Annotated in this window: 6 protein-coding genes; 1 reads left to right on the top strand and 5 read right to left on the bottom strand. The window is 59.7% G+C overall.

Annotation, left to right across the window (positions count from 1 at the left end):
• The 4 genes from P3T40_RS37975 to P3T40_RS37960 all read right to left on the bottom strand — a co-directional run.
• Positions 1-149: cytochrome ubiquinol oxidase subunit I (locus P3T40_RS37975; protein ID WP_429272838.1), on the bottom strand; the 149-nt coding region annotated here is incomplete at its 3' end.
• Between the two features lie 77 nt (positions 150-226).
• On the bottom strand, positions 227-1,516 hold the full coding sequence (locus tag P3T40_RS37970; RefSeq protein WP_429272835.1) for an NAD(P)/FAD-dependent oxidoreductase: 1,290 nt from the start codon (positions 1,514-1,516) through the stop codon (positions 227-229).
• A gap of 112 nt (positions 1,517-1,628) precedes the next feature.
• Entirely contained in the window at positions 1,629-3,035 is a 1,407-nt protein-coding gene (gene fumC, locus P3T40_RS37965; protein WP_429272834.1) for a class II fumarate hydratase, read from the bottom strand.
• Positions 3,032-4,717, bottom strand: coding sequence for an NAD-dependent malic enzyme (locus P3T40_RS37960; RefSeq protein ID WP_429272833.1), 1,686 nt, complete (start codon positions 4,715-4,717; stop codon positions 3,032-3,034). The genes fumC and P3T40_RS37960 overlap by 4 nt, the downstream gene beginning before the upstream one ends.
• 131 nt (positions 4,718-4,848) lie before the next feature.
• Between P3T40_RS37960 and P3T40_RS37955 the strand changes: the two genes are divergently transcribed.
• Positions 4,849-5,760: a LysR substrate-binding domain-containing protein gene (locus tag P3T40_RS37955; protein WP_429272832.1), complete on the top strand. Its 912-nt coding sequence runs from the start codon at positions 4,849-4,851 to the stop codon at positions 5,758-5,760.
• A gap of 47 nt (positions 5,761-5,807) precedes the next feature.
• On the opposite strand, the gene P3T40_RS37950 is transcribed toward P3T40_RS37955, so the two are convergent.
• Positions 5,808-7,814 carry an acyl CoA:acetate/3-ketoacid CoA transferase gene (locus tag P3T40_RS37950; protein ID WP_429272831.1) on the bottom strand — a complete coding sequence of 669 codons (2,007 nt, stop codon included), beginning with the start codon at positions 7,812-7,814 and terminating at the stop codon, positions 5,808-5,810.
• Positions 7,815-7,820: the final 6 nt, after the last annotated feature.

Raw genomic sequence — 7,820 nt, 5'->3', positions numbered from 1 at the left:
TACCAGACCACTTCGTTGGTTCGAACCCAGAGGACTTCAACCACCAGCAGGAAGGCTGAGAGACTGATGGTTAGAATCGGCCATAGGATGTGGAAGATTGCGGTCATCCCAAACTGGCCGCGCGCGAGATTCAGAGCTTCGACATGCATTTTGATCACCAGACAGGTTGGCGTTGAGCGGTGTAGATGAGTGGCACGGCGGGGAGCCGCACGGCGGAGTTACCCGGTCACGCGAGGCGGATTTTCGGCTGCACGAGCCCGTTGACCTGCTCCGCGGCCCACATCAGGGTCGCTTTACCTATGCCGTGCAATGCGCGCTGATGTCTGCGATACAGCATCGCGTGACCCAGATGCGCAGCACGTCCACGGATGATGCCGCCCTTGAAGAAGCCGATGCGGCCTAGCGCGCCATACGCGGCGTAATCGCTCAACGACACCAGCGCCCCAAAGTCGCGGAACTCGAACTTCGGCAACGGCTTTCCCTCTATCCAGCGCGGCAAATGACGCGCGAGATGCTCTGCCTGTTGCGTTGCGACCTGCGCGGTCGGCGGCAGCGCGCGTTCGTAGCCTTGGGGCGTCAGACTCGCGCAATCCCCCAGGGCAAACACATGATCGTCGCGCGTGGTTTGCAGAGTCGAATCAACGATCAACTGGTTCGAACGATTCGTCTCCAGCCCCGCGAGGTTGCTCATGAAGTCACCCGCCTTGACGCCGGCCGCCCACACCATCAGGTCAGCCTCGACGAGCGAGTCGTTGTGATAGAAACCACGGGCATCGGCCGATGTGACTTGCGTCGAAGTCAGGACGCGAAAGCCGATGCGTTCGAGTTGCTGCTGGCTCGACGCGGAAATTTGCGGCGGGAACGACGCCAGCACTCGCGGACCGCTTTCGAGCAGCGTCAGGTTCAGCCGGCTGCGCACGGAAGGGTCCCCATAGCGGGAGACAACCTCTAGCAGGCGGCTCAGCTCCGCGGACAACTCGACGCCCGTGGCACCCGCGCCGACCACCGCCACGCGCAACGATTCGTCGTTCGCCACGCTGCGAAGGATGTGGTTGCGCAGTACCACATTGAAGTTTTCGGCCTGCTGCTGGCTGTCGATGAAATGACAGTTCGACCTGACGCCTGGCACGCCGAAATCATTCGCGCGACTACCGAGCGACATTACGAGGACGTCGTAATCCACTTTGCGCGCATCGACAATCACCGCGCCTTCCTGCGTCCGGATTTCGCCGAGCTCGACGCGACGGCACTCACGGTCCAACCCGCGTACTTCGCCGGGCAGATAAGTGAACCCATGTTTGCGGGCGTGCGCGAGATAGACAATCTGCTGCTGTTGAACGTCACGCGTACCTGCGGCGATGGTGTGCAGCATCGGCTTCCAGATGTGCGTGGGACTGTTGTCGATCAGCGTGACAGTGGCGCGGCCGCTGCGGCCTAACTGATCGCCAAGCCTGGTCGCGAGCAGGATACCCGCGATCCCGCCTCCCGCGATGACAATACGAACGGGTTGAGACATGAGTAAGCTCGAATAAAGGGGTGAGTAAGGATGCGAGCGCGCTAAAGCGGCCGCAGCGGTAGAAGCACCACAGTGGATGTCTCATACGCTGCCGGCCGGAGCAGTCGCAATATCAGCCTGCCTTGGCAACGTAAGGCCGGACCATGTTGGCCGGATCCACGACGCGGTCGAAGGTCGCTTCATCGACGAAGCCAAGTTCAAGCGCGGCCGCTTTCAAGGTCAGATCGTGGTGCATCGCATGGTGCGCGATGGCCGAAGCGTGGTCGTAGCCGATTACCGGCACCAGCGCCGTGACCAGCATCAGCGAGCGGTCGACATCATCGTTAATCTTCTTCAGGTTCGGCCTGGTACCTTCGACGAGGAATCGGCGGAAGTTCGTACAGCCGTCAGTCATTAGCGTGATCGACTGCATCAGATTGAAGATGATCAGCGGCTTGTAGACATTCATCTCCAGATACCCGCTGGCGCCACCAAATCCGACCGCGACGTCGTTCGCCATGACCTGCACGGCGATCATCGTGAGTGCCTCGACCTGGGTCGGATTGACCTTGCCGGGCATGATGGATGAACCGGGTTCGTTTTCCGGCAGGATCAGCTCGGCGAATCCTGCGCGCGGACCGCACGACATCAGACGAATATCATTGCCGATCTTGTAGAGTGAAACCGCAAGCGAGCGTAACGTGCCGGAAAGGTGCACCAATGCATCGTGCGCGCCCTGCACCGTGAACTTGTTCGGTGCGCTCATAAACGGCAGCCCCGTCAGCGCAGCGATTTCGGCTGCGACGTCTTCTGCAAAACCTGGCGCTGCGTTGATTCCCGTTCCGACCGCCGTGCCACCCAACGCAAGGCAGTAAACCCCGTCTAGCGCGTCGTCAATTCGTGCGAGATTGTCGGCAAGCATGCCGGCGTAGCCTGACCACTCCTGACCGAGCGTCAGCGGTGTCGCATCCTGCATATGGGTGCGGCCAATCTTCACAATGTCGGCCCACTCTGTGGCCTTCGCCGCGATCGCGTCATGCAATGCCCGCACCGCTGGGATCAGGCGCTGCGTCGTGTTGACGGCAGCGGCAATGTACATCGCTGAAGGAAACGAATCGTTCGACGACTGCGACATGTTGACGTGATCGTTCGGGTGAACTGGCTTCTTGCTACCGAGCGGCTCGCCGACGATCTGACTGCAGCGATTCGAGATCACCTCGTTGACGTTCATGTTGAACTGCGTTCCACTGCCCGTCATCCAGACATGCAACGGAAACATGTCGTGATGCTGGCCGGCGAGGATCTCATCGCACACTTGTGTAATCAGCGCGTGGAATCGATCGTCGAGACGTTTGCCGGCATGATTGGAATTGGCCGCTGCCTTCTTGAGGAACGCATAAGCCGTGATCATTTCCCGTGGCATCAGGTCGCGGCCAATGCTGAAATGCTCAATTGATCGTTGGGTTTGTGCGCCCCAAAGACGGTCAACGGGAACGTTGACCTCTCCAAGGCTATCGACCTCCGTGCGGACGCAGTTCATCGTGCCTCCGTCGTCGATGCGTATGAAGGACGGTAGACCTTGGCATCGATGAACGCGCCCAGATCATCGGGACGAGGAACACCAGCCAGCCCCTGATCGAAAATGAAGCTCGCTACCTCGCGTGCCACCGCCAGCGATGTTTCGAAGATGCGCGATTGCGGCGGATAGATCAGTCCCGCGTCGAGATCCGCTGGCGTCACCTGTTGTGCGAGTGCCTGAGCGGCGACGACCAGCATTTCCTCCGTGACCCGCCGCGCTTCAGTGGCATAGATCGCCATGCCCAGCGCCGGAAAGATGTAGACGTTGTTGCCCTGGCCAGGCGTGAACGTACGGCCCTTGAACTGCACTGGCCCGAACGGACTGCCGCTGGCAAATACCGCACGTCCGTCTGACCAGACATACGCTTCTTCCGCAGTGCATTCCGAATGCGACGTTGGGTTCGAGAGCGGGAAGATGATCGGCCGTTCGTTGACTCGCGCCATCGCTTCGATAACGGGTTGGCTGAACGCCTTGCCTGCCGTGCTGACGCCAATGATGGCCGTGGGGCGCAGAGTCTCGATTGCAGTGACGAAGTTGTCGACCGGTGCATGGTCGTGAGCGAACGGCTTTTGAAAGTCAGCCAGGCCAGAGCGCCCAGAATGAATCAAGCCGTCCTTGTCGAACAGAGAGATCGAGCCAAAGGCCTCTTTCTCCGGCACGCCGGCCTGCACCATCGCCTTCACGAGAAGGCCGGCAATGCCCGAGCCTGCCGTCCCGCCACCGAGAAACAGGAAGCGCTGGTCTGCAAGCGAGCCGCCCGTCACGCGCAGTGCTGCGAGAACCCCAGCAAGCACGACGGCTGCGGTGCCCTGGATGTCGTCGTTAAAGCAGGACACACGGTCGCGATAACGCGCAAGAACCGGCGCCGCGTGTGGGAACGCGAAGTCTTCGAACTGAATGCACGCACGCGGAAACACTTCCTGTACGGCCGTGACGAACGCCTCGATAAATTCGTCATACTGAGCACCTGTGACGCGACGCTGGCGCAGGCCCAGATAAAGCGGATCGGCAAGCAGGCTCTCGTTGTTCGTGCCCACGTCCAGCGTGATCGGCAACGTAAGATGAGGAGGAACGCCGGCGCACGCTGTATAAAGCGCGAGTTTGCCGACCGGGATACCCATGCCGTTCACGCCGAGATCGCCGAGTCCCAGAATTCGTTCGCCGTCAGTGACAACGATGAAACGGACATCGGGTTGCGTCCAGTTGCGCAGGATTTCCTTGAGCTGCTCCTTGCGATTGATCGAGAGATACAGACCGCGTGGACGTCGCAGGATATGGCCGAAGTTTTCGCAGGCTTCGCCGACTGTTGGCGTATACACCAAAGGAATGAATCGCGCCGGATCCGACATGAGCACCCGGTAAAACAGGGTCTCGTTTGTCTCGAGCAGTGAAGTCAAAAAGATGTATCGCTCGAGGTCGCTCGTCTTCAGATCGATCTGGCGCAGAACGCGGTCAATTTGCGCCTCCTCGGTTTCTACCTGTTCCGGTAGCAGACCCGTCAGGCCCAACTCTTCGCGCTCGACCGCGGTAAAGGCGGTGAACTTGTTGGCATGCGGGTTTCGCAACAGCGCAGCACCACGCAGTGCTGCGGGTACGCGATCGAGGGCGGCATTCGCCGGCTGCAGGGACGTGGACAAAGTCATCGTGGGCATCCTTTCGGTTAGAAGGTTTAACAAACCATCGGTTGACGTAGTATCTTGCGATCGAGGCTCGAGTCCAATATATTGGAAGTGTCGATTTCGATATCTTTTAGTAAATAACTGAGGTGTCCGCCATGGAGCTTCGACATCTGAAGTATTTCGTCGTGGTCGCCGAGGAACGGCACTTCACACGTGCCGCGGAGCGCCTCGGTATCGGGCAGCCGCCGCTCAGCCTGCAAATCCAGCGGCTGGAGCGCGAGATCGGCGCCACGCTGTTTCGCCGCCTGTCGCGCGGCGTCGAACTGACCGAAGCAGGCGTGCTGTTGCTGGACAGTGCGCGCCATATCCTCGCCCTGGTGGACCGCACATGCACGGACGTGCAGCGGCTATCTCGCGGCGAAATCGGTCACATGCGCGTCGGCTTTGCAGGCGCGACCTACTTCCAGCCGCTACTGCCGGCAATCATTCGCGAGTACCGTACCCGCCGGCCCGATGTCGTGCTGTCGCCAGAACAAAGCAATACGCCGTCACTGGTGGCAGGGCTGCTGGAAGGACGCGTCGATGCCGCTTTCATCCGCCCGCCTATCGAAAGCGCCGAAGAACTGGATGTTGAATTGCTGGTGAGAGAGGACATGATGGTCGTGCTGCCGCACAGCCATCCGCTCGCGCGCGCCGGGGAGCCGGTATCACTGTCCGCACTCGCGGAGGAAACATTTCTGCTATTCCCGCGTGCAATCGGCGAGGGCCTGTATGACGCGATCACATCGGCTTGTCAGCGTGCCGGCTTTCTTCCGAGGCTTGGCCAGGAGGCGCCGCAGATCGTGTCTATCGCGCCGCTAGTCGGAGCCGGCTTCGGCGTTTCGATTGTCCCGCGCTCAACGACTCAGATACAGATGGAAGAAGTCGTGTATCTGCCGATCGCGGGGAATGCGCCCAAGGCGCCGATAAGCCTTGCGTGGCGACGCCATAACCCGTCGCCGGTAGTGCGACTTTTTCTGGCGGTGGCTCGGGAGATGGCACGGGGGTGGCGTAAAACCAAGCGGTGAAAAGGAGCGAGCCCGATCACCTTCCTATTGTCATGAGCCGCCTGTTGCTAGCGCGGTCGTGACATGTCGTCTTCATGCGCTTTTGCCTCGTCCGAACTTTCATAGATATAAGTCGAGACATTGCGCTGTTGCAGCGCATTTCCAAGTTTCAGTCTAAGGAAGCTACTGGTCGTATAGCGTGTCACGCCATCGTAGAAGCGGGAAACGAGCGACGTCACCATATCCGAATAGGCGTCGATGACCTCTGGCCGGATCGAAAAGTTATCGTAGTTGACCACCGCGTGCGGCTTCACGTGCACATCGCGCAGCCTGCTCTCAACTTCTGCGCGGATCGCCTCGACGTCTTCAAGACTGCTAATCTCATGTCCTTCAAAATTGATGAAGATGATGTTCTGAGCGGCGTCGTAGCTGAACCGTTCGTTGAAACTCAATCTGACAATGGCGCCACGCAGCCCCATCGGCGCAGGCCGGAATATACGTTCGTCCATGAGACGCGGGGCCTTGTTGATGACCGGAGCAAATCCCATCTGCGCAACGATATCTTTCTCAATGTCCACGCCCGGCGCAACCTCAATCAGTTCGAGACCGGCGGCCGTCAGCGCGAACACGCACCGCTCGGTCACATACAGCACAGGCTGGCCACGTTTTAACGCGTACTCGCCGCTGAAAGTCCGATGCTCAACCGAGTCAACGAGTTTCTGGCATGTACCTTCACGCCGTATTTTCAGACGTCCTTCTTCGATTGCGATATCGAGATTGCCTGCGTTAAAGGTCCCGACGAATACGACTTTCTTTGCGCTCTGGCTGATGTTGATAAAGCCACCTGCGCCCGCCAGTTTCGGACCGAATTTGCTGACGTTGAGATTGCCCTGCCGATCTGCCTGCGCAAGACCGAGAAACGCGATATCCAGCCCGCCTCCATCGTAAAAGTCGAACTGATAAGGCTGGTCGACAATGGCCTGGGTATTCGTCGCCGCGCCGAAGTTCAGACCGCCCGCAGGGATGCCGCCGATGACACCCGGCTCGGTCGTCATCGTAAAGAGATCGATGACCTGCTCCTCGTTGGCGACACTGGCAATACCTTCCGGCATGCCGATACCGAGGTTGACAACGCTGTTAGGCATGAGCTCGAATGCAGCGCGCCGCGCAATGACCTTTCTTGCATCGAGTCGCATAGGCGGCAGCGACGTTGCGACAACACGAAGCTCACTGGAAAACGCAGCGGAATACGGCTCGCCAAAGGTCTGCCAGTGATTTTCGGGCTTCGCCACCACCACGCAGTCGACGAGGATGCCCGGGATCTTTACCTCTCTCGCATTGAGGGTGTTCGACTCGGCAAGCCGCTCGACCTGAACGATCACGATACCGCCTGAGTTGCGGGCTGCAGTTGCGATCGACAGCGATTCGAGCGTGAGCGCCTCTTTCTCCATCGTTATGTTGCCCGACGCATCCGCCGTTGTCCCTCTGATGATGGCCACATCAATCGGGAACGTCTTGTAGAAGAGAAATTCTTCGTTGTCCACCGACATCAGGCGGACCAGCTCTTCAGTAGTACGTGAATTGAGCTTGCCGCCGCCGTGTCTCGGATCGACGAAGGTTCCGAGGCCGATCGTCGACAGATGTCCGGGCTTGTGCGCAGCGATGTCGCGAAAGAGATGTGAAATGACGCCTTGCGGAAGGTTGTAAGCCTCGATGAGGCCGTCGATGGCGAGTCTTTGCAGGCCAGGCACGAGCCCCCAATGCCCCCCGATCACCCGGCGAACCAGCCCCACGTGTGCGAAGTGGTTCAATCCTTTGGTCTTCCCGTCTCCCTGCCCCGCGGCGTAGACCAGCGTCAGGTCGCGCAGTGGCTGCTCCCCGGCGCCGCTCGCGTTCAGGAATCGCTCCTCCAGAGCGACGGCAACCTCTTCCGCGAAGCCGATTCCGACGAAGCCGCCCGTCGCGATGGTGTCGCCGGAGCGCACGAGTTGAACCGCCTCGCGCGCAGTCACGACCTTGCCGCGTTCGACGGTACGTGTCGAAGCAGGGAACGGATAGTGAAATCCGTCGTTCATGAAATA

Source organism: Paraburkholderia sp. EB58 (assembly GCF_050436665.1).
GTDB lineage: Bacteria > Pseudomonadota > Gammaproteobacteria > Burkholderiales > Burkholderiaceae > Paraburkholderia.
This window is presented reverse-complemented; position numbering and strand designations above follow the sequence as displayed.